Below are 24,524 nucleotides of genomic sequence, written 5' to 3'. Positions count from 1 at the left end.
GTAATAGACGAGTAATACGGATACTCTATCGGGAACTTTTAATTGGTATTTTGTGGTATATTTGCAGAGGGAATCAGCTGTTTTTCAAGCCGGTTCCTTCATTTGTCTAAAGCTATTTTTACTTTATCGAACAAGCCGCGCCGGTAAGTTTAACCGATTGACCGAAATTTCGTTATATATTTCGGCCACGTTAACCGTCGCGCACCTAACGCTATGGAAGTAGCACCGCCCAAACGGAGCACTGATATGTCGAACCGAAGTAATCTAATGCCGGACACTGTCCAAGGGTTTGCAGAAGTAAAACCGGACCTCCGACCCGTTTCATTTGAGGACACTTCGATTGCTTTCTCGTCCCAGTCGGACTTCAAACTTCGAAAGACCTACTGGTTATTTGCGTTGATGAATCAAGGATGGCTGGTAAATTTAGGGACTTTTTTCATAAAGATTGCGCTGCGACTTCATCTTCCCATTAAATTCCTGATCAAGAACACAATTTTTGAGCAATTCTGTGGGGGAGAAAGCATTAGCGATTCCGAAAAGACCATCCAGCAACTGCACAACGCTCACGTCGGAACCATCCTCGATTACTCAGTTGAAGGCGAGGAAAACGAAAAAAGTTTTGACGAAACCACGCTTGAAATCCTTCGCACCATCGAGCGCGCCAGCGAATCCTCCGATATCCCCTTCTCTGTCTTTAAAATTACCGGACTTGCCTCCACTGACCTGCTCGAAGCCGTTCAGATTGGCGACTCGTTGAATAAAGAGCAGAAAGCGGAGTTCGACCGGGTCCTGAAGCGGGTTGATACGTTGTGCCGCCGTGCCTACGAGCGGAATGTGCGCATCTTTATCGACGCTGAGGAAAGCTGGATTCAGGATACCATCGATACACTCGCCTACGAGATGATGGACCGGTATAACCACGAACGGCCGGTTGTCTATAATACGTATCAATTTTACCGTTGGGAAAGCCTTGACCACCTCCGGCGGGACGTGAACGAAGCACGCGCAAAGGGATATTACCTAGGGGCCAAACTAGTACGTGGTGCGTATCTGGAAAAGGAGCGGCTACGGGCTCACGAAGGTGAATATCAGGACCCAATTCAGGCCACAAAGGAAGACACCGATCGGGATTTCAACGCAGCTATTGACTACTGCCTCGAAAACCGGGATGTCGTTTCCATCTGCCTGGGTACCCACAATGAATACAGTTGTCAGTACTGTACGCAGCAAATGAGTCATTTAGGCATTGCTCCTAACGATACGCACATTTACTTCGCGCAGCTATTGGGAATGAGTGATAATATTTCGTACAATCTCGCTAACGCAGGCTATAACGTAGCGAAGTACGTTCCCTACGGTCCCGTTGAAGCGGTGATGCCGTACTTATTCCGGCGGGCCGACGAGAATAAATCAATTGCTGGCCAGAGCAGTCGGGAGTATAAGCTGGTCGCGAACGAACTGAAACGGCGTAAGGGTTGTAAGGTCTGATGCTGGTTCCTCCGGCATACCGTGTTGGTCACGCTGATTAGGCATTTTGTAAACGGCCCAACCTTCGGGTTGGGCCATTTTTTATGATTCGTAAAAGTCCTCTTAAGTTTTTTCTGCTTACGTTACTGCTAATCGCCGTTGATCAGGGCGTTAAATTGGCGGTACATTTTTATATGGCACCTGGCTTTGCCGGCCAGATTAAAGTGGTTGGCGACTGGTTTAAACTGCACTACGTTCTGAACCCCGGCATGGCGTTTGGTATGCAGTTAGGCTACGAATACGGTAAATTGCTTCTGAGCGTATTCCGGCTGTTCGCGATGGTAGGCATTGGCTATTACCTGGTTCATCTGGCGCATCGTGGAGCACCCGACGGCCTGCTCTGGGCGATGTCTATGATTCTGGCGGGAGCGGTAGGTAACGTAATCGACAGCACGTTTTACGGCGTATTTTTAAACAACGCTCCATACGGCTCACCAACGCCCTGGTTTCATGGGCAGGTAATCGACATGATCTTTGTGGACGTATGGGAAGGCTTTATTCCTGAATGGGTTCCGGTCTGGGGCGGGCAATATTACTCGACTCCGATCTTCAATATTGCCGATTCCTGTATTTTCATTGGGGTTTGTTTGATCTTGTTCTTCCAGCGCCGTTTCTTCGGCGAACACCCTGCCGATCATGGTATGTTGCCCGTTTCCGGTCCTGATCCGGTCGAGGCATCGGTTCTGCCCGCTGCCGAATTAAGCGAAACGGATGGTGCTGAACCCGCAGCCGCTGATCCGACAACTGACGAGGTCCAGAATTCAGCAGCGGAGTCAGAGCCTAATGCTGCTGCAACGTCGACACCAGAGTCGGAATCTGTGCTGCCCGAGGAGCCTAAGCATAACGAGTAATTTCCTTTATCGTTCTATCAAACAAAAGCCGCATGTCGAATGACATGCGGCTTTTGTTTGATAACCCTATGTTGACTGATCGGCTTATTTGCCCGCCTGTCCGCTGGATAGCAGGTTGAAGAACTGGTCAAGCTTCGGCGTAATGATGATTTCAGTACGACGGTTTTGCTGACGTCCGGTCGAAGTCGTGTTGTCATCTTTAGGACTGTATTCCGAACGGCCACCCGCTGTCATACGCTCTGGTGAAACGCCAAACTTGCCCTGCAACGTACGTACTACCGATGTAGCCCGTAACGCGCTCAAATCCCAGTTATCTTTGATCGACGCGGTTGAAATAGGTACAATGTCTGTGTGACCTTCTACCAGAATATCTAACTCCTTGTGGTCGTTCACCACTTTCGCTACTTTGCCTAATACGGACTCAGCGCGGGGCGTAATGTCGTAGCTACCCGACTTGAACAACAGTTTATCCGAGATCGATACGTATACCACACCTTTCTTCACCTCAACCTGAACATCCTGATCGTTGATGTCGTCCAGCGAACGCTTTAGACTCATTACCAGCGCCAGGTTCAACGAATCTTTCCGCTGAATGCTAGCGTTCAAATTGTTGGTGTACTTGGTTTGCTCGTTGAGCGTTTCAAGCGATTTCTTAATGCTTTCGGCACCTGATTTACTCACAATCGACAGGTCAGACATCCGATCCAACAAGTTGGTGTTCGTCTTTTTGAGGTAATCGATCTGTGCCTGTAAATCGCTTACTTGCTTATCCTTTCCCTGCAGATCAGTGTCTTTGGCGGAAAGTTGAGAGCGTAGGGTTGCCGTACGCTGGTCGCAGTCGTTCAATGAGGCAACGGCTTTATCCCGTGCCTCCTGCAATGATTTGATTTCAGCCAGACGCTTTTTGCTATTACACGAGGAAAGCATAGCTACGGCCGCAAAAACTATTAATACTCGTTTCATACTAGTAAGGGGTAATGTTGACGGTAACGAAAAGTTAGGTTTAATCAATACAGACTAACTGATAACGGGTTAATCATTCTGCAAAAGTAAGTAGATTCTGGCTAACCGTTCCAACAGACTGCTTCATCTAAAAGTATTCTCACCCAAATATTTCCTTGCCGAGTCCCTGAAAACTCACCAAAATACGAGACTAGCTCAGACTTAATAACCCTTAAAATCGAATAATAGATCGATTGTTTGCTCAATTTATTCCTCTGCCGGTAGTTTGCGTCTGCTTATTACTTTTCTCTTCTGTTCTTCCTGAATTATATGCATAAATTTCTGATTTGCTTTGGCATTACGTTATTTGGAATGGCTTTATCGACCACTGCTCAATCTCGCAAAGAGATCATGTATATTGGCACGTACTCCGTTCGAGGGAGCGAGGGCATTTACGTATTCGAGTTTGACCGGAAGGCTGGAACGATGCAGCAGTTGCAGTCCATTTCGGGGCTGAAAAGCCCGTCCTTCTTGGCGATTCACCCCTCGGGTCGCTTCCTGTATTCGGTCAATGAAGGCCAGACATCCGGACCGGGTCGGGCGGGAGCCGTCAGCGCTTACGCCATCGATAAAGCAACCGGCAAACTCAATTTTCTGAACAGTCAGTCGTCTCTTGGCAATGGTCCCTGCCATATTAGTATTGATCAAACTGGCAAGACCGCGTTCGTGGCTAACTACGGAGGGGGTAGTCTGGCCGTTCTGCCAGTAAATGCCGACGGTACATTAGGCACTCCTACCGATAGCGTGCAAAACTCAGGAACCGGCCCGAACAAACAGCGGCAGGAAAAAGCACACGTTCATTCGGCCACGGTAGCGCCCGATAACCGGTTTGTGTACGTAGCGGATTTGGGTACGGACAAACTGCATATTTTTGAACCCGACCTGAAGGCCAGCAAGGTGAAACCCGCGCAAACGCCATACGTAACGGTAAAGCCGGGTTCGGGTCCCCGCCACTTTACATTTCATCCGAATGGCAAGTATGCGTATCTGGTTGAAGAACTTACTTCGTCGGTAGCTGTCTTCTCACGTAACGCAAAAACCGGTGCCCTGACCGTATTGGATGATGGTGTACAAACTTTACCAGCTGATTTTACCGGTCAGAATACCAGCGCTGACATCCACATTGATCCGAGCGGCAAATTCCTGTACCAGTCGAACCGGGGGCACAATGCGTTAACCATCTTTGCAATTGGGAACGATGGCCGACTAACCAAAGTAGGCGATCAGCCCACGGAAGGCAAAACACCCCGCAATTTCCTGATTGATCCCAAAGGTGAATACGTATTCGTGGCCAATCAGGATACGGATAACATTACCCTTTTTAAGCGGGATGCGAAGACGGGAAAGCTGACCTACACAGGCCAATCGGTAAAGGTCCCATCTCCAGTATGTGTGCTTGTGGCGAAGTGATTGCTTTCGGTTGCTGAATAGAGTATGGTTGCTTACCCCTTCAAACGCTACGTATTTATCCCGCTGCTGGTTCTGTGCGGTATGGTTTACGGTGCGCCACGGCCTTTCCAGCGCAGCATTACGTCGCCCGATGGCCGCATTACGCTGGTCGTTGCGATTACCGACAGTGTTCGTTTATCGGTAAACTATGACCGACAGCAATTGGTGAATCCATCAGCTATTGCAATGGCGTTATCCGACGGGCGCGTACTCGGTGTCGGCGCGCAACCTCGGCGCAGCCGTATTCTGGCTGTTCGCGATTCGATTCTGGCCCCCGTTGCCACGAAACGCCGGGTAGTAACCGATCAATATACAGCGCTGCGCCTTACGTTCCGCGACCAGTATTCGCTTGAATTTCGGGCGTATAACGATGGTGTAGCGTATCGATTCAGCACTTCGTTTCCGGACTCGATCACCATACGTAACGAAACCGCTCACTTTACGTTTGCCAATAATCCAATCGTATATTACCCGACTGTGCAACCGCGTTCGGGCGTCGATCGGTTTCATACGTCGTTCGAGGAGCCGTATCAGATTCAGCCGATGAGCCAGATGCCGGACACCGCACTTTGCTTTTCGCCTGTATTGCTTGCTCCGGCATCAGGGCCGCGAATTGTGCTGACTGAATCAGATTTGCTGGATTATCCGGGCATGTTTCTGGCCCGCCGGGGAACGTCGCTGACAGGCGTATTTGCGCATTACCCACTGGCGGAACGACTGCTGCCCGGCGAATTTCCGCAATGGGTTGTTTCGCAACGGGCCAGCTTCATCGCACGGACGATCGGTACCCGAACCTTTCCGTGGCGGGTGCTGGTCATTGGTAGCGACCGCGATTTGCCCGCGTCCGATCTGGTCTACCGCCTGGCTACGCCGAGCCGCCTGACGGACGTATCGTGGATTCGGCCAGGAAAATGCACCGACGAATGGATCACCAACATCAACCTGTTCAACGTTCCCTTTCGGGCGGGCATTAACACCGCTACGTATAAGTACTACGTTGACTGGGCAAAACGTTTTGGCTTCGACCGGATTTTGTTAGATGCGGGCTGGTCAGATTACCAGGATTTATTCAAGATCACACCCGGTCTGGACATTCCGGAACTTGTCGCCTACGCCCGTTCGCAGGGAATCCGGCTCAGTATGTGGACGCTGGCCGCTACCCTCGACCGGCAGTTGGAACCCGCGCTGAAGCAGTTTCAGTCATGGGGCGTTGATTTCATCATGACTGACTTTATGGACCGTGACGATCAGAAGATGGTGAATTTCTACACGCGGGTGGCCGAAGCCTGCGCAAAGGCGAAAATCATGATCATGTACCACGGAGCCTACAAACCAGCGGGCTTCGAGCGGACGTATCCACACGCCATTACGCGCGAAGGGGTGTTAGGGTCAGAGTACAACATCTGGAGCAGCAAGCCCACGCCGGACCATGACGTCTTGTTGCCGTTTATCCGGATGGTATCGGGCCCAATGGATTACGAACCGGGTCTGCTCAACAATGCGACCAAAGAGCAATTTCGACCGATTGCGGGTCAGGTGATGTCGCAGGGAACGCGCTGTCATCAACTGGCCATGTTTGTGGTGTATGACAGTCCAATGCCCATTTTCTCCGGCAATCCATCGCAGGCGCTGCTGGAACCACGCTTCATGGACTTCTTAGGCCGCTTACCCACTACGTATGACGATACCCAAGTTTTAGACGCTCAGCTTGGCGAGTACATTGTCACAGGGCGTCGGTTGGGCAATGACTGGTTTGTGGGCGCCTTAACCAACTGGACAGCTCGTGACGTATCTTTACCGCTTAGTTTTCTGGGTGCCGGTACGTATGAGGTGATCGGCTGCCTGGACGGCATCAATGCCGATCGAAACCCGGTTGATTACCAGTTCACCCAGCGAACCGTTACCCGAGCCGATTCCCTGAACTTACACATGGCGCAAGGGGGCGGATTTGTGTTGCAACTCAAAAAGAAATGAGTAGTTCATTACGTTTAAACCCTATTACTAGTACCAATAACGTCAACCCACGATGAAACAACTCGCTGCTCTGGGCCTGCTGCTGGCCCTGTTCGCCTTCACGGCGCCAACCAAAACGATTCGCCTGTTCAACGGAAAAAACCTGAACGGCTGGAAAATCTACGGTACCGAAAAATGGTACGTCGAAAATGGTGAACTCATCTGCGAAAGTGGCCCGGACAAAGGGTATGGCTACCTGGCGACGGAACAGCAATACAAAAACTTCGATCTGTCGCTCCAGTTCAAGCAGGAAGCGAACGGAAACAGCGGTGTGTTTTTCCGCTCCAGCATCGAAGGCACTAAAATTACAGGTTGGCAAGTCGAAGTGGCTCCGCCAAACCACGACACGGGTGGCATCTACGAATCGTATGGCCGCGGCTGGATGGTCCAGATTCCCGACGAGAAAGAAAACATTCTCAAACCAAGTGAATGGAATACCCTGCGCGTTCGGGTTGAAGGCGACCATGTGCAGACCTACCTTAATGGGCAGCAGATGGTTGATTTGCACGACGAAAAGATCGGTCAGGCCAACGGCTCGGTTGCGTTGCAAATTCACGATGGTGGCGGAATCAAAGTTCGCTGGCGGAAACTGGAGCTGAAGCCGCTTTAAAGTAGGTCTACGCTCTTGATACGTATTAATCAGGCCCAATTCCTTATTTTCCGCATTACCCCACAGACTACCGGGCATTCTGTTCGGTAGTCTTTTTTGATAAATTACCCAGTGAAATCCTTCATGCAATCTGGTTTACTCGTTCTCTTTTTCGCTTCTTTCCTGCTCGTCCAACCGGCAATGGGCGACGATCATATTGCGATTGAAACCCGTAAAACCGCCCTGGTAATTCGGGTCGATAAAGAGCAGAACCCGACCATCGTTCACTTTGGCCAGCGACTGAGCCGACCAGACGAATACGCCCGAATTCCAGCTAATGGAAAACGAGGTGAAGATTATACCGGTTTGTATAATTCAGCCTATACACCGGCCGGAAGCCGAAATCTGCTGGAACCGGCGATTCAGGTGACCCACGCGGACGGCAACCCGTCGCTGGATCTACGCTACGTTCGGCACGAGCAGAAATCGGTTGCTGAGGGGGTTATCCAAACGGCCGTTTTCCTCAAAGATCCGCAGTATCCGTTTGAAGTTACCTTGTATTACAAAGCATACCAGAACGAGGACGTCATTGAACAGTGGTCAACCATCCGACACACGGAAAAAAAGAACGTAACGCTCCACAAATACGCATCGGCGAATCTGTACATCCCCGGCCAGCACTACTACCTTACTCATTTTCACGGCGACTGGGCCAATGAAATGAACCCTACGGAGGAACCGCTGACGGAAGGCATCAAACTACTGGATACGAAGCTGGGTACCCGCGCCGATTTGTTCCAGCCTCCTTCCTTTCTGGTAGCCCTGAACGAACCCGCGCAGGAAAACACCGGTGAAGTGATGGCAGGTACGCTGGCCTGGTCGGGCAATTATCAGATCGCGTTCGAGGTTGATCCCCTGCATAACCTGCGCCTGACAGCGGGCATCAACCCTTATGCCTCGGCGTATACGTTAGCACCGGGAAAGGAGTTTACCACTCCGGCGTTCTTATTCACTTACTCCAGTACCGGAAAAGGAACTGCCAGCCGTAGCCTGCACCGCTGGGCCCGCAAATTCCGGATTCCGCAGGGGCAGGGCAATCGATTGACCTTACTCAACAACTGGGAAGCAACCTTCTTCGATTTTAACGAACAAAAGCTGACGGAACTCTTTAAAGATGGTAAGAAGTTAGGCGTCGATCTGTTCCTGCTTGATGATGGCTGGTTCGGCAACAAGTACCCACGTAACAACGACCGCGCCGGTTTAGGTGATTGGCAGGAAAATGTCAAAAAGCTGCCGCATGGATTAGGCTACCTGGTAAAGGAAGCCGAAAGTGCCGGTATCAAATTCGGGATCTGGCTCGAACCGGAAATGGTGAATCCTAAGAGCGAACTCTACGAAAAACATCCGGACTGGGTACTGAAATTACCTAACCGCCAGGAGTACTACTTCCGGAATCAGCTCGTACTCGATTTAACGAACCCCAAAGTGCAGGACTTCGTGTACGGTATTGTCGACGGCATCGTGGCCAAGAACCCGACGCTGGGCTACATTAAGTGGGATTGCAATGCCGTTATCTATAACGCGTTTTCGGCTACCAACCCGAACCCGTCTCACCTGTACGTTGAGTATGTGCAGGGCCTTTACAAAGTCCTGGAGCGGCTGCATGCTAAATATCCTAAACTGCCAATGATGCTGTGTTCGGGCGGAGGTGGCCGGGTTGATTACGGCGCACTCCGTTATTTTACCGAATTTTGGCCGAGCGATAACACCGATGGGCTGGAACGGGTGTTTATTCAATGGAATTATTCCTATTTCTTCCCGGCTATTGCTACTTGTAACCACGTCACTGACTGGGGCAAACAGCCTATAAAATTCCGGACAGACGTAGCCATGATGGGTAAGCTGGGCTATGATATTGTGGTCAGTAAACTCGACGAGAAAGAACTTCAGTTCAGCCAGGAAGCCCTGAAAACGTACGAACGTATCAAGGGCATCGTATGGCAGGGCGACCAGTACAGACTGGCTTCACCCTATGCGGGAGACGTAGCGTCGCTGATGTATGTCAACGAAAAGCAGGATCAGGCCGTCTGGTTCACGTACCTGACCAATAACCGGTATAAAGCCGGCACTACGGGTTCCATCCGGCTGCAGGGCCTCAACCCGGCCAAAACATATTCGGTTCGTGAACTGAATGTCTACCCCGGTGCGCGGTCTCCTATCAATCAGAACACAACGACCTACTCAGGAAATTACTTAATGACCATTGGTTTCAACCCTAATGTCGATACCCGCCGAACGAGTGTTGTTCTTGAAGTAACAGTGGTCAATTGATGCGACTAATTATGAAGCCTATCTACCCTCACCCCTGTCCCCTCTCCTTGCGGGATAGGGGAATACGAGTTGGCCGTTGCTGTACTCTTACACACCAATCTCGGGTCAGTACACACTTCCGTCAATAGTTCATTTAGGCGCTTTAGTAATCAGTGCTTCCAGCTGTTTTATACGTTGATTTTGCTGGTCAATAGACTGATTTTTCTGCTGATCGGCTTTCTGTAAGGCAATTACGTACAGGGTTAGTTCTTCAATCTTCTCAAGCAACGTAGCGTTCATTTTCACCAGATCAACGCCTTCTTTGACAACGGCTTCGGCTGAGGGAACACCCGGTAAATGCCCTTTTTGCTTGATAAAAGCCGCTACTTCATCCAAAGGAGCCAGTCGGTACGTAGAGGAAAACACGTTATCACTCCATTCGTTGACCGTGTTAATTTTTAGCTGATACCGGGCCTTACGCACATACCCCTGCTCGTCGACCGTCAAGAACGCATCGCTCGCCTGCGTGACGGGGCTATAAGCGGTCAAGTCAGCTAGCCGCAAGCCGGACTCGTTGGGTTGACCACTCTCTACATGTAGCCGCGCCGTGGGCGACGAGGTACCAATGCCTACATTAGCCTTATTTCCCAACACGACCGCATCGCTCACGGCCACACTGGCACCAGCGCCAATGGCTGTGGCATTGCGGAGTGGTTGAGCATTCTCGGTTAATGCGACACCCGTCTGGTAACCCAGAAACGTATTACGGGAGCCGCGGTCATGCTGGCCACTGCTATAGCCAATATATACGTTGTCGCTGCCGTAGCTGGTTGCAGGGCCGGCCTGGTTGCCCACGAAGGTATTCCGACTACCCGTCATATTGCCTTTCCCTGATAGTATTCCGAAAAACGTATTACCCTGACCGGTAGTTGTACTATACCCTGCCTGATACCCCACAAATGTGTTTGAATCGGCCTGCGCGCTGAAACCAGCCTGCGGTCCCAGAAAAGTATTCATATTTCCCAATTGATTGTTCCGGCCCGCTTTATCGCCTACGTATGTATTGTTGCGTCCTGTCGTATTGCTATATCCCGCCGATGTTCCTACGAAAGCATTGTTGAGCCCGGTCGTATTCGAAAGCCCCGACTGCCCGCCTACGAACGTATTGTTATTACCGGTCGTATTGGAAAAGCCAGCGCTGTATCCTATAAAAGCGTTGTTACTGCCCGTGGTATTGAAGTAGCCGACGTCAACGCCCAGGTACGCGTTGTTACTCCCCGACGTGTTCGATCGGCCCGAATTGGCACCCAGAAACGCATTGCTGTAGCCGGTGGTGTTGTTCTGCCCCGCTCGAATACCCATGAACGCATTGTTATAACCAGTCGTAATGCTGATGCCACAGTTGGGACCGATCAGCATATTGTCGTAACCTGGCACATCAGAATTTGGCGTATTGACAACGTAGTTGTTTTGCGCTGATACGTAACTGCCAGATAGGGTAAGTAAACAAATGCAGCATGAATAGAAGAGGTTTTTCATAGCACCAACGGCTTATAGAATTTGTGATTATTTACAGTTCTTGGTGACTGATACGCAGTAACACATAGTTTATATATATGGTATTCAGCGTACAAATTCCGTGCTAAACCGCTAATATTGAGCGCGATCTTTTACGTACAAATTGCTAAGTGCCTTATGAACGCTTTTCACCTACGTCGACATCAACGTCAGGCTCGGAGTTTCAAAAACATACATAATGCAACCTGGCTCAAGCCTTCGGACTGGCTTGTCATCGAGACTTACCATTCGTATACAGACCGGGGTTATACCATGTACGCCTACATAAAGCCGGGCATTTTGTCCATAAAATCGCTAACTCCAGCAATGCTGACCTAATAGCATTTTTTTAATTCCCCTGCATTAACTTTACTGCCCCTCTACTACCTTACTCATGCGTACCGATAGCGGCTTGCTGCTTCAGACCTTACCCCATGCTATTTTTAGCCTGGACAAGGATGGCTATATTAACTTTGCTAATGCTGCGGCCTGCCACATTACCCAGTACGGTCTGAGCGAACTGCTCGGTCAGCACATTTCGCTGCTGTATAGTCCCACGTCTGACACTATTAAAGCTGAATACGAGCTGGATTTAACCCGGAAAAACGGTCAGTTTATTGCGCAAGGCTGGCGGCATAAAAAGGACCAGACCCGGTTCTGGGGAGAGATTACCCTAAGCTGTCTGATGGACGAGCGCAGTACGTTCATCGGTTACTGCTGCCTGCTTGAAGACCGCTCCCAGGCTAAACAGCAGGAGCTTTATCTGCTCAAGCAGGAAGAGCGGTACCGGCTAATGGTAGAAGGCGTTAAAGATTACGCCATTTTTATGCTGGATACAGAAGGACATATCAGCACCTGGAACGAGGGTGCCAAAAGCATCAAGGGCTATTCGTCCAGCGAGATTCTGGGTAAGCACTTTTCCATCTTTTACACGTCTGAAGACCTGGCTACTCAGAAACCGGCTCGTGAACTGGTCATCGCCTGTCAGACGGGTAAATATGAGGAAGAAGGCTGGCGGGTGAAAAAGAACGGCGCGGTTTTCTGGGCCAATATTGTCATCACCGCCCTGTACAACGAACAGAACCAGCACATCGGTTTCTCAAAGGTTACCCGGGATCTGACCGAACGTAAACAGGCGCAGGAAACTCTGCTCCAGAGCGAAGAACAGTACCGGTCGCTGGTTGAGCAGATTACCGATTACGGGATCTTTATGCTCGACGAAAAAGGGCGGGTTATCAACTGGAACGAAGGCGCTCGTCGCATCAAAGGCTATACGACGGAAGAGATCATTGGCAAATACTTCTCGATCTTTTACCCCGAAAACGATATCATAGATGGGAAACCAGCCCGCGAATTAACTATTGCGTTGGCCACGGGTAAGTACGAAGAAGAAGGCTGGCGAATTCGGAAAGATGGCAGTTCCTTCTGGGCCAACGTAGTGATTACAGCCGTTTATAATGCCCAGGGCGTACACATTGGTTTCTCGAAGGTCACAAGAGATTTAACCGAACGCAAACAGGTCGAAGAAGCCTTACGGGAAAGCTACGAACGCTACCGCCAGCTAAACATCGTATTGCAGGCAAGCAATGCAGAATTAGCTGCTGCCAATGAAGAACTGGAAAAGTTTACGTCCATTGTTTCCCATGATCTGCAGGAGCCGCTGCGAACCATCAAAAGTTTTCTGCTACTCACTCAGCAGGAACTAGAACCTGAAGCCAGGCGGACCGTGGACGATTATATCAACAAATCGATCCAGGCGTCCTCTCGCATGAAAGAGCTTATTCAGTATCTGTTGCACTATTCGCAGCTTAGCAAAGATGAGCTAAGGCTCGAAGAGTTGAATGTTCAGTCGCTGGTCGGAGAGGTATTAGAAAACGTGAAAGCATCAACCGAAGTAAGTCAGGCTCAGGTTGATCTTCACCTGGGAGTTGATCGTGTTTGGGGAAACCGGCTGCAGTTGATTCAATTGCTGCAAAACCTGGTCAACAATGCCCTTAAATTTACGGCGGGTAAAACACCCCATGTTACGATCAGTACTCAACTTGTTGACGATCAGGTTAAGTTTAGCGTATCGGACAATGGCATTGGCATTGCGGACGACGATTTAACGAAAGTATTTGACGTATTCCGCAGGCTTCATACCCCCAAAGATTATCCGGGAGTAGGCATTGGCTTAGCGATCTGCAAAAAGGTTGTTGAGCGGCACGGTGGTCAGATTTGGCTTGAATCGGAACTAGGGAAAGGCACTACGTTTTATTTTACACTTAATCAAGCTGGCAAGCTTTTGAAGGAATGAAAAAGTATCAGATTGTTATAGTGGAAAACGACGACGACGAACGGCTCTTTATGAAAAAGGGCATTGAACAAACCGGCCTGTTCGATATTGTAGCACAGGCCGAAAACGGACGTCTGTTGTTAGAATGGCTCGAAGCCAATCAAACCGGATTACCCGATCTGATTTTATCAGATCTGAATATGCCCATAACGAATGGCTATGAGGTTCTGGAAGCGTTGCAGAACAAAACTACCTACGGCCACTTACCCGTTATCATTACCTCAACGTCGTCTACCCCCTCTGTGATCGCTAAATGCTTAGCGCTGGGTGCGGCTGATTACCTGGTCAAGCCCGATACGTTTCTTGAATACGATACGTACGGCAAAGAACTGTACCAACGTATTGAGCAGAAAAATCTGGTAAAAAACGTTAACTAGTGGAGATTCCAGCCCCACGGGCTACTTCTGGATACGACTTTATAAATTGGTTCAGCTAACTGAGTCCATAGCTACGGCTATAGACTCAGTACGTGTTATAAGCTACATATTTTTCAGAGATCAAAGTTGTACTGGTATTCCGTAAAGTCTGTTCGGAAAGGAAAGCGGTACGTCTCGCTGATTAACTGAACCGGCGAGACGTATAGAGATTAGCGATAGTCCTATTCTCGAAATAATATCTTTATCAATTCTTCCCCAAAGAGTCCTGATATCTACGACTCTTTTTATTAGATCAGACATGGGTTTCGTCGCACCAGTCCGCGCAGCGGTAGCACTCGAAGCTTAAGCTCACCACTCTTCTGTTTACAGTCTATATCAAGACGGCCGTTTCTTTTCTGTACCCGACCAGGATCAAGTCGCGAGTTGGTTAGCGCTGGCGTACCTGTCAATTATTGCATGCTTTAAGCTGACTATACAATCATTTCGGCCCGTTATTCATTGCTCCTACCCGACGCGCTCAGATTCCACTACGTTTGATTGCGGTTTGTCAACGTCCGATCAGAAAAGTGGTCTTACTAACCTCGATCAACGATTGACTTGAGCCGTAGCGAAACGGCCCTTTGTAGCAACAAATCCTTGTTCATGAAAAAACGAATCTTAGCCTCTTTTGCCTTAACCATTCTGGCCACAGCAGCATACGCCCAGATTATTCAGCAAGTCGGTCAACAACAGTATGCCCAGCACAATCAGTCGGGCGCTAATCAGGTTGGCCTAATTGAGCAGCGCCAGAACGCAACGCCATCACTCAACGGAGTCAACTACGGTAACTATGCGATCACCTTTCAGGGCACCCCGACGAACACCGGAGCTAACCAACTGACCATTCAGCAGAACGACGGTTCGCAGGGCAATCGCTCCGGTATCAGTCAGGACGGTGGGCCTTCTAACAATGCCATTATTACACAGAATGGAGGACCCGACGGACTGAGTGGAGGAGGTACGTCCGCTTCGGCCACGATTGGCGCACCCGGTGGGGATGGCAATTTCGCTGGCATTGCTCAGACGGGGGCTGGTAATGCCGCTGCTATCCTTGAGAATAACAATAGCCGTCGAAATACAGGCGAAATCTACCAGAACGGAACCATTAACCAGGCCCTGATGAGTCAGAGCCATAATTCGGTAAACAACAGGAGTTTCATTTACCAGGGATACACAGGTTCTGGCATAGCAGCGGCTCCAACGGTCAACGCCTTTGCTCAGATTCAGCAGGGTCGGGCTTCAGATACCGATGTGGCTCTCGGTGCGTTTGTCCTGCCCGAAGCGGTGGGCAACCTGGCTATTGTTACGCAGACGGCGAGCAACGTAAAGGCCAGCATCGGCCAGGGCGGCCTTCCGTTCGACGATAATACCGCTGGCCGCTCTGAAAGCAGCCGGGCAACCATTGTTCAGTCGGCAGTACAAACCGAAGCCTTAATCTATCAGGGCGCGGGCGGAGGGGAAACGATCGGAACCCAGGCCAGCATCGACCAATCGGCTCTTGGTAGCGGTGCGTTTATCTATCAGGGCGTATTTGGCCTGGGTTCCGACGAACAAAGTACCGCTACGATCCAGCAAACTAGTACGGGCGGAGGTACGAATGCGGCTACCGTTGTCCAGGGCTATTTCTCGGCAACGCATCGGGATCAGGCTACGATTGCCCAAACGGGAACCGCCACGCACTCGTCGGCGCAGATTCTTCAGGGAACCGGCAGCAACGGGGGCACCTATTCCAGCGGGGACGTAGCGACCATCAGCCAGATGGGTAAAGGAACACTGGCGACCATCAATCAGAACAGTAATCTGCTTATCGACCAGGCCAGCGGGCAGAGCAGTGGTCAAAACAACAGTGCCTCGATTACTCAGGAAGTCGGAGTAGTCGGTAACGGTGCACTCTCTACAAACGGAGCGGGTGGTTTTACGGTCGATCCTACCGCCACCGGAGTTGCCCTGATCGACCAGGGCGTTGCAGTGAACGGAGCCGTTTTGCAGGCAAACCGAAATACGGCTGCCATTAACCAGGTGAGTGGTACCGGTTTGCGAGCGCATATCGCTCAGGGACGGGATGGGGCCCTTCAGGACGCGGCTGGTAATATTTTCACCCTCAACGGACTAAACGGTACTCCCGTTAGTCTGGTCGGCACGCTGGCGAATGACAACGTAGCCAGCATCGCGCAGCTATCCGGAAACGCTCACACCGCTAACATATTCCAGGATGGACGTTTCAATACGGCTACGGTGACGCAGAGCAACGGTAACGGGTCGCAGGCGCTGATTGTGCAGACAACGAGCTCTCAGCGGGCGTTAGCGTCCATTAGCCAGACTTCGGGAGGTATAAACAACGTGGCTACGATTCTTCAATTTGCGGGCTCGAACGCCGATGGATCCGGTCAATACGGTAACGTAGCGACGATTAGTCAGGTGGCGGGTTCAAACAATGTAGCTTTTCTTCAACAAGGATTGCAGGGGTCACCCTCCTCTTCAAACGACAACGCAGCCACTATTACCCAGAACGGATCCAATAATTTCGCCCGGTTCCTGCAAGTGGGTAACAACAACTCGGTTGACATCACCCAGAATGGCAACAACAATAAAGTGTTAAATATGGCCGGTGATCCGGGTTCGTTTGGCTCTCAGCAGGGTTACAACAACCGCCTGACGCTGGTGCAGGAAGGAGGCAACATGGGAGTAACCTACCGCTATAGCCAAATCGGCAACAACAATACTCAGGTCGTCACGCAGCACTTTTAACGTAAATGACGTTCGTATCGGTCGTTCGCAGTAACAAAAAACAACTATTAAGTTAGGTCTGAGTATGTGTATCACTACTCAACGCGAAGTGGCGGGTGAAGAGAGTGGACTAACGCTGAGTTAATGTTTCAGCTTCATGGGCGCGTAGCCATAGTGTTCCTGAAACACTTTGCTGAAATACGACTGTGAACGGTATCCAACTGACTGCGCTATCTGGGCTATGTTGAACTCACTGGTTTGCAAAAGTTCAACTGCTTTGCTGAGCCGAACGCTGTGGATAAATCGGGTCGTGTTCATGTCAGTCAACGCCGTCAGTTTCCGGTGGAGCTGGGTGCGGCTCATCCGTACCTGCTCAGCCAGCCAGTCAACGTCAACTTTCTCGTCGGTTAAGTGCTCAAGAATGAGCCCACGCAGCCGGGCCAGAAACTGCGCTTCTTTGTCAAGAGGGGAACTGTCCAGTCGTTCAGTCCCTTCGGGTTCGCTGTGAGCAAGCAACCGCCGTTGCCAGTTTTGCCGGGTACGCAGGTTGTTACGTATGCGCAGGCTCAACTCTTCCAGACTGAACGGTTTTATCAGATAATCATCGGCCCCGGCTCCCAGGCCTTTCAGTCGACTGTCAGCCGACGAGCGGGCCGTTAAAAGTATACTGGGAATATGGCTGGTACGTTCGTCCGCCTTGAGCCGACCGACTAGTTCGTAGCCATCCATCTCAGGCATCATTACGTCACTGATAATCAAGTCAGGCACTTCGGCAATAGCCATTTCCAGTCCTATACGACCATTTACAGCCGTGAGGATGCGGTAGTGAGTGGTCAAATAACTCTGCATATAAGCACGTAACTCCTCATTGTCTTCTACGACCAGCACCAGAGGTTGGGTAAGCAACTCATCTTGCGTATCCTGGTCAGGCTGTTCAGTAGCGGAGATAGGTTTTGCAGGAAAAGAGGATTCTGATGGGGTAAACTTCACCGGACTCTGGGTTGGCAGTCCAACCAACGTATCGTCCGGACTGGCGTTGGATCGTAGCGGCAAAGTGACGGTAAAGGTACTACCCCGTTCGGGCGTGCTGTCAACCTGAACCCGCCCTCCCAGCCATTTCGTCAGTTCACTGACCAGAGCCAACCCCAGGCCCGTTCCCGCGTAGCTTCGGGTAGACGAATTATCGACCTGATGAAAGCGCTCGAAGATTTTGGGCAAGGCCTCCGACGGAATACCGATACCACTATCCTTTACCCGCAATTGCAGCTCGTATTCATCATCAATGGTTAGCTCAACGCTTACTCGTCCACCGTCGGGGGTAAACTTGAGGGCATTGGCCAGCAGATTATAGCTGATCGTTTCGAGTTTATCCGCATCAAATAAGAACAGTTTCCCGTTCGATGCCTGCGGAGTCGGCACCCAGCTCAGCTCAATCTGCTTCTGGTGAGCCAGTCCCCTGAACTGTTCGACTACCTGTTCAACAAAAGCGAATGGATCGCCGAGTTGGTCCCGACGCTCAAGCTTACCGGCCTCAAGCTTGTCCAGATCCAGGGTTTGGTTAACCAGCCGCAGGAGCTGCCAGGCGTTTCGTTGAATAGAAGCCTCCAGACGGGACCGCTCCACATTCCGGGAGTCAAATGTTTCCAACTGTTCAGTAGCATTGAGAATGATGGTCAGGGGCGTCCGAAACTCATGGGTGATATTGGCGAAAAAGCGACTTTTCAGCTCATCGAGTTCCCGCAGGGTAGCCGCTTCAAACTCCCGACGGGCTAATTCCTGACGTAATTTCCAGCTACGGAACAGAACAATACCTACTCCAGCAACCACGATACCACAAAGCGAAAGAAACCAGCTTGTCTTCCAGAATGGCGGCCGTACGATTATGGTCAGCTGCGACACCTCGCTTTCCCACTTGTGTGGCACGATGAACCGATTGAGCAGCAGCTTATACGTTCCTGCCGACAACTGATACGAAACCGAAGTGGCTGCTTCCTCTATTACGTTCCACTGCTGGTCGTAACCTTCCAGCCGGTGCCGGAATGCCCGCGTCACGTCGTCAATGTAGGGAGACAGGTCGATATTAATGAGATCGCCCTCCTGAACTGTCAGCGTAGGGTGACCCAGCGAATCGCGAACGAACCGCCGACGATCGTTGGATTTTTCCAGCCGGGTGCCGTTAACGACTACGTCGATCAGGTTAAAGGCGGGTAGCGGACGTATATGCGCTAAGTCATATTCCAGCAAGGTTTGCCCGGAGGTAACCCAAAGCCGATTGTTGCGGCTTGGGAACAGGTGAAAGACCGGAGCCGAGAGCGCACCGAACTCCAGTTGCTCCAGCTTTCCCTCACGAGTGTATCGGTAGGAAGTCGTCGAGGTCCTGAAATAAGTATTCCCTTGCGGGTCTTCGTAGAAGTCCAGAGGAATCTGGTTCGGATAAAACTTACTGGGCATAAGCTCCAGATGGGTCACCTGCCCCGTAGCCGGGTGAATTACGTCTACCTCATCGCTCAAACCTACGAGAATGGTACCATCGGGCCGAGCGTGAATGCCAATTGCAAACACCTGGTCCGACGGAACTGATTTATTTCGATTCGGGGAGCCTAGCTCATTACGGTAGCGTTTCAGCGCCCGTGAGGTCGGATTATAGGCGTACACCGCTTTACTGGTCGTGAACCAGATGGTTCCGGCGCGATCCTGGGTAATCCAGCGGGCGGCTTCGTCGGGTTGATCAAATATTTTCTCAACGGCGTAGGTACGGGGATTGAAGCGGATCAGCCCCCGCCGACGCAGGGCAATCCAGACCATAGCGTCGGCATCGGCAAAGACGTAGTTGCTCCGCCACTGCGACAGGTGCTCCCGTACTAAGCGGGTTGAATCCGGAATGCGCACGATCCGATCCAGCGTAGGGTCGATGTACGACAGCGCACTGCCCCGGCCCAGTTTGCACCAGATGCGCCCATCGGGCGAGGGCACTACGTGGAAGTAGTCGTCGCCCTGACGAAGCACCGGATCGTGGTACGCTTTGAACTGATGGCCATCGAAACGCACGACACCATCGTTGGTAGCAAACCACAGATTCCCCCGGGCGTCCTGAGTAGCGCCTACCGTATTGAAGTTGAGGGTAGGGGGAACGGCAAATTTCCCAACAAGGCGAGGCATCACCTGCTGAGCCTGCGAGGATGTTGCCTGCAAAACCAGCCACAACAGAAGTATACGCAAAACCAATTTCAATTGACAACCAAAGGTGGCAACGAAGATACAAAGTTGCTGGCAGGCTGCAAAATGGAACAATAGTACAAAAAATGGAACATTTGTGATAGACTTTGACCTATCGGCCTGCTTAGGTTTGCCCCTACATTATAACCCATACAATGTCCATGAAACCAACTTTACAAACATGGGTACGCATCGCCCAGGCACTGGTGCTGGCTCTGGTCGCCAACGCCCAGTGTGGTACGCTTACTTTAATTTCCCTTCGCCCCCACCGACGCTTGAGCCGTATTGGGTGGCTGCTGATGTTGGTAAGCCCGTTGGCGCTGGCTCAGAACCCCCTGTACGTTACGCCCTCCGGTAACGGCAGTGGCGACGGCTCCTCCTGGGACAACGCCCTGCCCGGCACCGCCCTGCAAGGGGCGCTGGCCACTGCCCCCAGCGGCACCACCGTCCTGGTGGCCGGTGGTCTCTACAAACCCACCACCACTACCACCGACCGCACCGCCAGCTTCAGTTTGGCTGCTGGGGTTGAAGTGTACGGGGGCTACACCGCTGGCACCAACAACCGCACCACCAACCCCTCCTCAACCACCCTCTCGGGCGACCTCAACGGCAACGACACCTATGACCAAAGCCAAGCCAGTGATGTGATGCATGTGGTTACAATGATCACCGGCAGCGCGGTACTCGATGGGCTGGTCATCACCCAGGGCGAGGCCCGCAGCTCTGATCCGGCCTACAACGCCCCTAACAACTCCGGAGGAGGACTCTTGATGCTGGATGGGTCGTTGACCCTGCGCTCGGTGGACTTTGTCAAAAACGTTGGGCGCACAGGCGCTGGCATGTGTGTCAAGGCGGGCTCGGTCAATCTGACCAACTGCATCTTCCGGGAAAACAATTCGCAGTCCGGTGACGGGGGTGGGCTCTATGTCAACGATGGGGTTACGGGGAGTCTGACCAACTGCGAGTTCCTGCAGAACTCCACAATTTTTGGCAACGCTTCAGCCATGTTCCTGGAGGCCGACAACTTCACCCTGACGGGCTGCCGGTTTGTGGGCAAGCCTGGTCCGGTGATTTCCAATGCAGACCCGGATGGCGGGGGCCTCTACGTCTCTACTGCCAAAGGGGTGGTTCTGACTAACTGTGTCTTCAGCAGCAACAACGGTGTGCGGGGAGGGGCTATCTACAACCGCCTTTCGGATGTTTTTCTCTTAAACTGCACCTTCAGCGGGAACCGTTCCTATTTTGGCGGTAGTGCGTTGTACAGTGACTATGGCCGATTCTGGCTGTTCAACTCGATTATCTGGGGGAACCAGTCCGAGCTGGGTGGCAGTGCCTACGCAAAAAGTGATCCCTCATTTCCCATTATCAACTACAGCTACACTGACACCCAGGATGGCGTCCAGCCCGGCACGGGCAACCTGTCGGTGGACCCGCTCTTTGTCGATGCGGCCAACGGCGATTTTCGGCTAAGTGCGTGCTCCCCCCTGGTGGATGCGGGCAACAGCACGATCAGTTATACCGTTGGCAACCTGGTTTCCTTCACCCTACCCGACACCGACCTGGCAGGCAACCCCCGGCGGGTGCGCACCATCGACCTGGGTGCTTACGAGTTCCAGGGAAGCCCCACCGTCGGTATCGCTCAGCAACCGGCTAATGCCACGGCTGTCTGCGCCGGAGCCACCGTCACCGCTTCGATCAGCACCAGCGGCACGGTGAACGGCTACCAGTGGTACAAGGATAACAGCTCGCTGGGGACGGCTCAGCAGAGCGCCACCCTGACGCTGACCAACGTCAGCCCGGCTCAGGCGGGCAGCTATCTGGTGGTGGTGACGGGCAACTGCAACTCCGTCACCTCTACCGCCTTTAGCTTAGCGGTCAGTCCTTACTCTACAGCTACGCTTTATGTGACGCCCTCCGGTAATGGCAGTGGCGACGGCTCCTCCTGGGACAACGCCCTGCCCGGCACCGCCCTGCAAGGGGCGCTGGCCACTGCCCCCAGCGGCACCACCGTCCTGGTGGCCGGTGGTCTCTACAAACCCACCACCACTACCACCGACCGCACCGCCAGCTTCAGTTTGGCTGCTGGGGTTGAAGTGTACGGGGGCTACACCGCTGGCACCAACAACCGCACCACCAACCCCTCCTCAACCACCCTCTCGGGCGACCTCAACGGCAACGACACCTATGACCAAAGCCAAGCCAGTGATGTGATGCATGTGGTTACAATGATCACCGGCAGCGCGGTACTCGATGGGCTGGTCATCACCCAGGGCGAGGCCCGCAGCTCTGATCCGGCCTACAACGCCCCTAACAACTCCGGAGGAGGACTCTTGATGCTGGATGGGTCGTTGACCCTGCGCTCGGTGGACTTTGTCAAAAACGTTGGGCGCACAGGCGCTGGCATGTGTGTCAAGGCGGGCTCGGTCAATCTGACCAACTGCATCTTCCGGGAAAACAATTCGCAGTCCGGTGACGGGGGTGGGCTCTATGTCAACGATGGGGTTACGGGGAGTCTGACCAACTGCGAGTTCCTGCAGAACTCCACAATTTTTGGCAACGCTTCAGCCATGTTCCTGGAGGCCGACAACTTCACCCTGACGGGCTGCCGGTTTGTGGGCAAGCCTGGTCCGGTGATTTCCAATGCAGACCCGGATGGCGGGGGCCTCTACGTCTCTACTGCCAAAGGGGTGGTTCTGACTAACTGTGTCTTCAGCAGCAACAACGGTGTGCGGGGAGGGGCTATCTACAACCGCCTTTCGGATGTTTTTCTCTTAAACTGCACCTTCAGCGGGAACCGTTCCTATTTTGGCGGTAGTGCGTTGTACAGTGACTATGGCCGATTCTGGCTGTTCAACTCGATTATCTGGGGGAACCAGTCCGAGCTGGGTGGCAGTGCCTACGCAAAAAGTGATCCCTCATTTCCCATTATCAACTACAGCTACACTGACACCCAGGATGGCGTCCAGCCCGGCACGGGCAACCTGTCGGTGGACCCGCTCTTTGTCGATGCGGCCAACGGCGATTTTCGGCTAAGTGCGTGCTCCCCCCTGGTGGATGCGGGCAACAGCACGATCAGTTATACCGTTGGCAACCTGGTTTCCTTCACCCTACCCGACACCGACCTGGCAGGCAACCCCCGGCGGGTGCGCACCATCGACCTGGGTGCTTACGAGTTCCAGGGAAGCCCCACCGTCGGTATCGCTCAGCAACCGGCTAATGCCACGGCTGTCTGCGCCGGAGCCACCGTCACCGCTTCGATCAGCACCAGCGGCACGGTGAACAGCTACCAGTGGTACAAGGATAACAGCTCGCTGGGGACGGCTCAGCAGAGCGCCACCCTGACGCTGACCAACGTCAGCCCGGCTCAGGCGGGCAGCTATCTGGTGGTGGTGACGGGCAACTGCAACTCCGTCACCTCTACCGCCTTTAACCTGAGCGTTAACCCTACTCCCAGCGTGAGTCTGAGCGCTACCGGACCACTTACCTGTAGCCAACTCAGCGTCAGCCTAGTAGCCACTTCCCCCGACCAGGGCAGCTACACCTTTGTGGGGCCCGGCCTAAACCAGACCGGGTCCGCCAGCACGGCAACTGCCACTCAAGGCGGGCTCTACTCGGTGACGCTGACTACGACAAGTGGCTGTTCATCCACGGCCACTACCGAGGTAACAAGTAGCACGATAAGCCCTAGTATTAGTCTGACCAATACCGGCCCCTTGTCTTTTACCAACACCAGCGTGACACTCACTGCAACGGCTACCCCAAGCGGAAGCTATAGCTATACGTTCAGCAACGGTGCTGCCCAACAAGGCAATAGCAACAAGGCCAGTGTCACCACGGCGGGAGTATACTCAGTGACGGTGACCCGCCAGGACAACGGCTGTTCAACCATAGCTTCTACGACGGTAACGGGGGGTAACAACCCTACTGTCTGCCGGGGTGGTACAGCGGTCATCAACGTAGTGGTAGAAGGTGATCCGGTGAAGTACGAGTGGTACAAGAACAGTCTCACTAGCCCTAAGCTGATGGAGACACCCCAACTCTTTCGAGGCACCGCTACGTCGAGTTTAACCCTGATCAACGCCCAAACCAACACCCAGGGCAACTTCTTCCTGAAAGTTACCGACCGTTCGGGCACCGTCAGAGTCTACGGACCGTACCGCTTAACCGTGGATGCTAACTGCCGGGCCAGGGAGATAGCGAGTCTGGAAACTCCGTTACAGGTCGAGCTAGCCCCTAACCCTATCCAACAGGATAGACTGCGGGCCATCGTGCGGGGCGCTGAGGGTCGCTCGTTGCAAGTAGAATTGGTTGATGTAAGCGGCAGGTCGATACGTCAGCAGCAATGGCAGCAAGCCGATTCCCAGCAACTCATTGATTGGAATATACAGGGACAAGCCAGCGGGATGTATCTGTTGCAGGTAGTCAGCGAAGCCGGTAACGGGCTACCCGCCCAACGGCAAAGTGTGAAGGTCATCAAACCTTAACAAGGCTCCCTTAAATCCTTTCATAACCAGATAAGCCCGGTACTGAAA

General features: G+C 52.3%; 13 protein-coding genes. 10 read left to right on the top strand and 3 right to left on the bottom strand.

Features of this window, described 5'->3' with window-relative positions; genetic code table 11:
* Positions 1-267: 267 nt before the first annotated feature.
* Together ACYVIY_RS20770 and ACYVIY_RS20765 are read left to right on the top strand one after the other, a co-directional pair.
* Complete coding sequence (locus ACYVIY_RS20770) at positions 268-1,488, top strand: proline dehydrogenase family protein (protein ID WP_460978326.1); 1,221 nt, start codon at positions 268-270, stop codon at positions 1,486-1,488.
* An 83-nt stretch (positions 1,489-1,571) separates the two neighbouring features.
* On the top strand, positions 1,572-2,378 hold the full coding sequence (locus ACYVIY_RS20765; protein WP_460978325.1) for a lipoprotein signal peptidase: 807 nt from the start codon (positions 1,572-1,574) through the stop codon (positions 2,376-2,378).
* Between the two features lie 84 nt (positions 2,379-2,462).
* Here ACYVIY_RS20765 and ACYVIY_RS20760 read toward each other — a convergent pair whose 3' ends face one another.
* Positions 2,463-3,341 (bottom strand): OmpA/MotB family protein, encoded by an 879-nt coding sequence (locus ACYVIY_RS20760; protein ID WP_460978324.1) that lies wholly within the window; start codon positions 3,339-3,341, stop codon positions 2,463-2,465.
* A gap of 309 nt (positions 3,342-3,650) precedes the next feature.
* Here ACYVIY_RS20760 and ACYVIY_RS20755 point away from each other — a divergent pair, with 309 nt between their 5' ends.
* From ACYVIY_RS20755 to ACYVIY_RS20740, 4 genes are all read left to right on the top strand, one after another.
* Positions 3,651-4,790: a lactonase family protein gene (locus ACYVIY_RS20755; protein WP_460978323.1), complete on the top strand. Its 1,140-nt coding sequence runs from the start codon at positions 3,651-3,653 to the stop codon at positions 4,788-4,790.
* Positions 4,791-4,814: 24 nt separating this feature from the next.
* Entirely contained in the window at positions 4,815-6,803 is a 1,989-nt protein-coding gene (locus ACYVIY_RS20750; RefSeq protein ID WP_460978322.1) for a glycoside hydrolase family 97 protein, read from the top strand.
* Between the two features lie 52 nt (positions 6,804-6,855).
* A complete protein-coding gene (locus tag ACYVIY_RS20745) occupies positions 6,856-7,452 on the top strand; it encodes a 3-keto-disaccharide hydrolase (protein WP_460978321.1) in 597 nt (198 codons plus the stop codon).
* 123 nt (positions 7,453-7,575) lie between these two features.
* A complete protein-coding gene (locus ACYVIY_RS20740) occupies positions 7,576-9,762 on the top strand; it encodes an alpha-galactosidase (protein WP_460978320.1) in 2,187 nt (728 codons plus the stop codon).
* 129 nt (positions 9,763-9,891) lie between these two features.
* On the opposite strand, the gene ACYVIY_RS20735 is transcribed toward ACYVIY_RS20740, so the two are convergent.
* Positions 9,892-11,280 carry a hypothetical protein gene (locus ACYVIY_RS20735; protein WP_460978319.1) on the bottom strand — a complete coding sequence of 463 codons (1,389 nt, stop codon included), beginning with the start codon at positions 11,278-11,280 and terminating at the stop codon, positions 9,892-9,894.
* A gap of 412 nt (positions 11,281-11,692) precedes the next feature.
* On the opposite strand from ACYVIY_RS20735, the gene ACYVIY_RS20730 reads away from it, so the two are divergent.
* From ACYVIY_RS20730 to ACYVIY_RS20720, 3 genes are all read left to right on the top strand, one after another.
* The gene (locus ACYVIY_RS20730) at positions 11,693-13,594 is read left to right on the top strand and encodes a PAS domain-containing sensor histidine kinase (protein WP_460978318.1); all 1,902 of its coding nucleotides are present in this window, start codon (positions 11,693-11,695) and stop codon (positions 13,592-13,594) included.
* The gene (locus tag ACYVIY_RS20725) at positions 13,591-14,010 is read left to right on the top strand and encodes a response regulator (RefSeq protein ID WP_460978317.1); all 420 of its coding nucleotides are present in this window, start codon (positions 13,591-13,593) and stop codon (positions 14,008-14,010) included. Before ACYVIY_RS20730 ends, ACYVIY_RS20725 begins: the two co-directional genes overlap by 4 nt.
* Positions 14,011-14,652: 642 nt before the next feature.
* Positions 14,653-16,797 carry a beta strand repeat-containing protein gene (locus ACYVIY_RS20720; RefSeq protein WP_460978316.1) on the top strand — a complete coding sequence of 715 codons (2,145 nt, stop codon included), beginning with the start codon at positions 14,653-14,655 and terminating at the stop codon, positions 16,795-16,797.
* 120 nt (positions 16,798-16,917) lie between these two features.
* On the opposite strand, the gene ACYVIY_RS20715 is transcribed toward ACYVIY_RS20720, so the two are convergent.
* Complete coding sequence (locus ACYVIY_RS20715; protein WP_460978315.1) at positions 16,918-19,995, bottom strand: hybrid sensor histidine kinase/response regulator transcription factor; 3,078 nt, start codon at positions 19,993-19,995, stop codon at positions 16,918-16,920.
* Positions 19,996-20,153: 158 nt separating this feature from the next.
* Here ACYVIY_RS20715 and ACYVIY_RS20710 point away from each other — a divergent pair, with 158 nt between their 5' ends.
* Positions 20,154-24,476: a choice-of-anchor Q domain-containing protein gene (locus ACYVIY_RS20710; protein ID WP_460978314.1), complete on the top strand. Its 4,323-nt coding sequence runs from the start codon at positions 20,154-20,156 to the stop codon at positions 24,474-24,476.
* Positions 24,477-24,524 lie beyond the last annotated feature (48 nt).

The organism is Spirosoma knui, assembly GCF_054780635.1.
The sequence above is the reverse complement of the archived record's forward strand: the minus strand, read 5'-3'. Positions and strand labels throughout refer to the sequence as shown.

Bases quoted from the DNA above. Each gene is read 5' to 3' on its own strand.
- ACYVIY_RS20770 (WP_460978326.1), top strand. From the start codon at position 268: ATGCCGGACACTGTCCAAGGGTTTGCAGAAGTAAAACCGGACCTCCGA.
- ACYVIY_RS20765 (WP_460978325.1), top strand. From the start codon at position 1,572: ATGATTCGTAAAAGTCCTCTTAAGTTTTTTCTGCTTACGTTACTGCTA.
- ACYVIY_RS20760 (WP_460978324.1), bottom strand. From the start codon at position 3,341: ATGAAACGAGTATTAATAGTTTTTGCGGCCGTAGCTATGCTTTCCTCG.
- ACYVIY_RS20755 (WP_460978323.1), top strand. From the start codon at position 3,651: ATGCATAAATTTCTGATTTGCTTTGGCATTACGTTATTTGGAATGGCT.
- ACYVIY_RS20750 (WP_460978322.1), top strand. From the start codon at position 4,815: ATGGTTGCTTACCCCTTCAAACGCTACGTATTTATCCCGCTGCTGGTT.
- ACYVIY_RS20745 (WP_460978321.1), top strand. From the start codon at position 6,856: ATGAAACAACTCGCTGCTCTGGGCCTGCTGCTGGCCCTGTTCGCCTTC.
- ACYVIY_RS20740 (WP_460978320.1), top strand. From the start codon at position 7,576: ATGCAATCTGGTTTACTCGTTCTCTTTTTCGCTTCTTTCCTGCTCGTC.
- ACYVIY_RS20735 (WP_460978319.1), bottom strand. From the start codon at position 11,280: ATGAAAAACCTCTTCTATTCATGCTGCATTTGTTTACTTACCCTATCT.
- ACYVIY_RS20730 (WP_460978318.1), top strand. From the start codon at position 11,693: ATGCGTACCGATAGCGGCTTGCTGCTTCAGACCTTACCCCATGCTATT.
- ACYVIY_RS20725 (WP_460978317.1), top strand. From the start codon at position 13,591: ATGAAAAAGTATCAGATTGTTATAGTGGAAAACGACGACGACGAACGG.
- ACYVIY_RS20720 (WP_460978316.1), top strand. From the start codon at position 14,653: ATGAAAAAACGAATCTTAGCCTCTTTTGCCTTAACCATTCTGGCCACA.
- ACYVIY_RS20710 (WP_460978314.1), top strand. From the start codon at position 20,154: ATGAAACCAACTTTACAAACATGGGTACGCATCGCCCAGGCACTGGTG.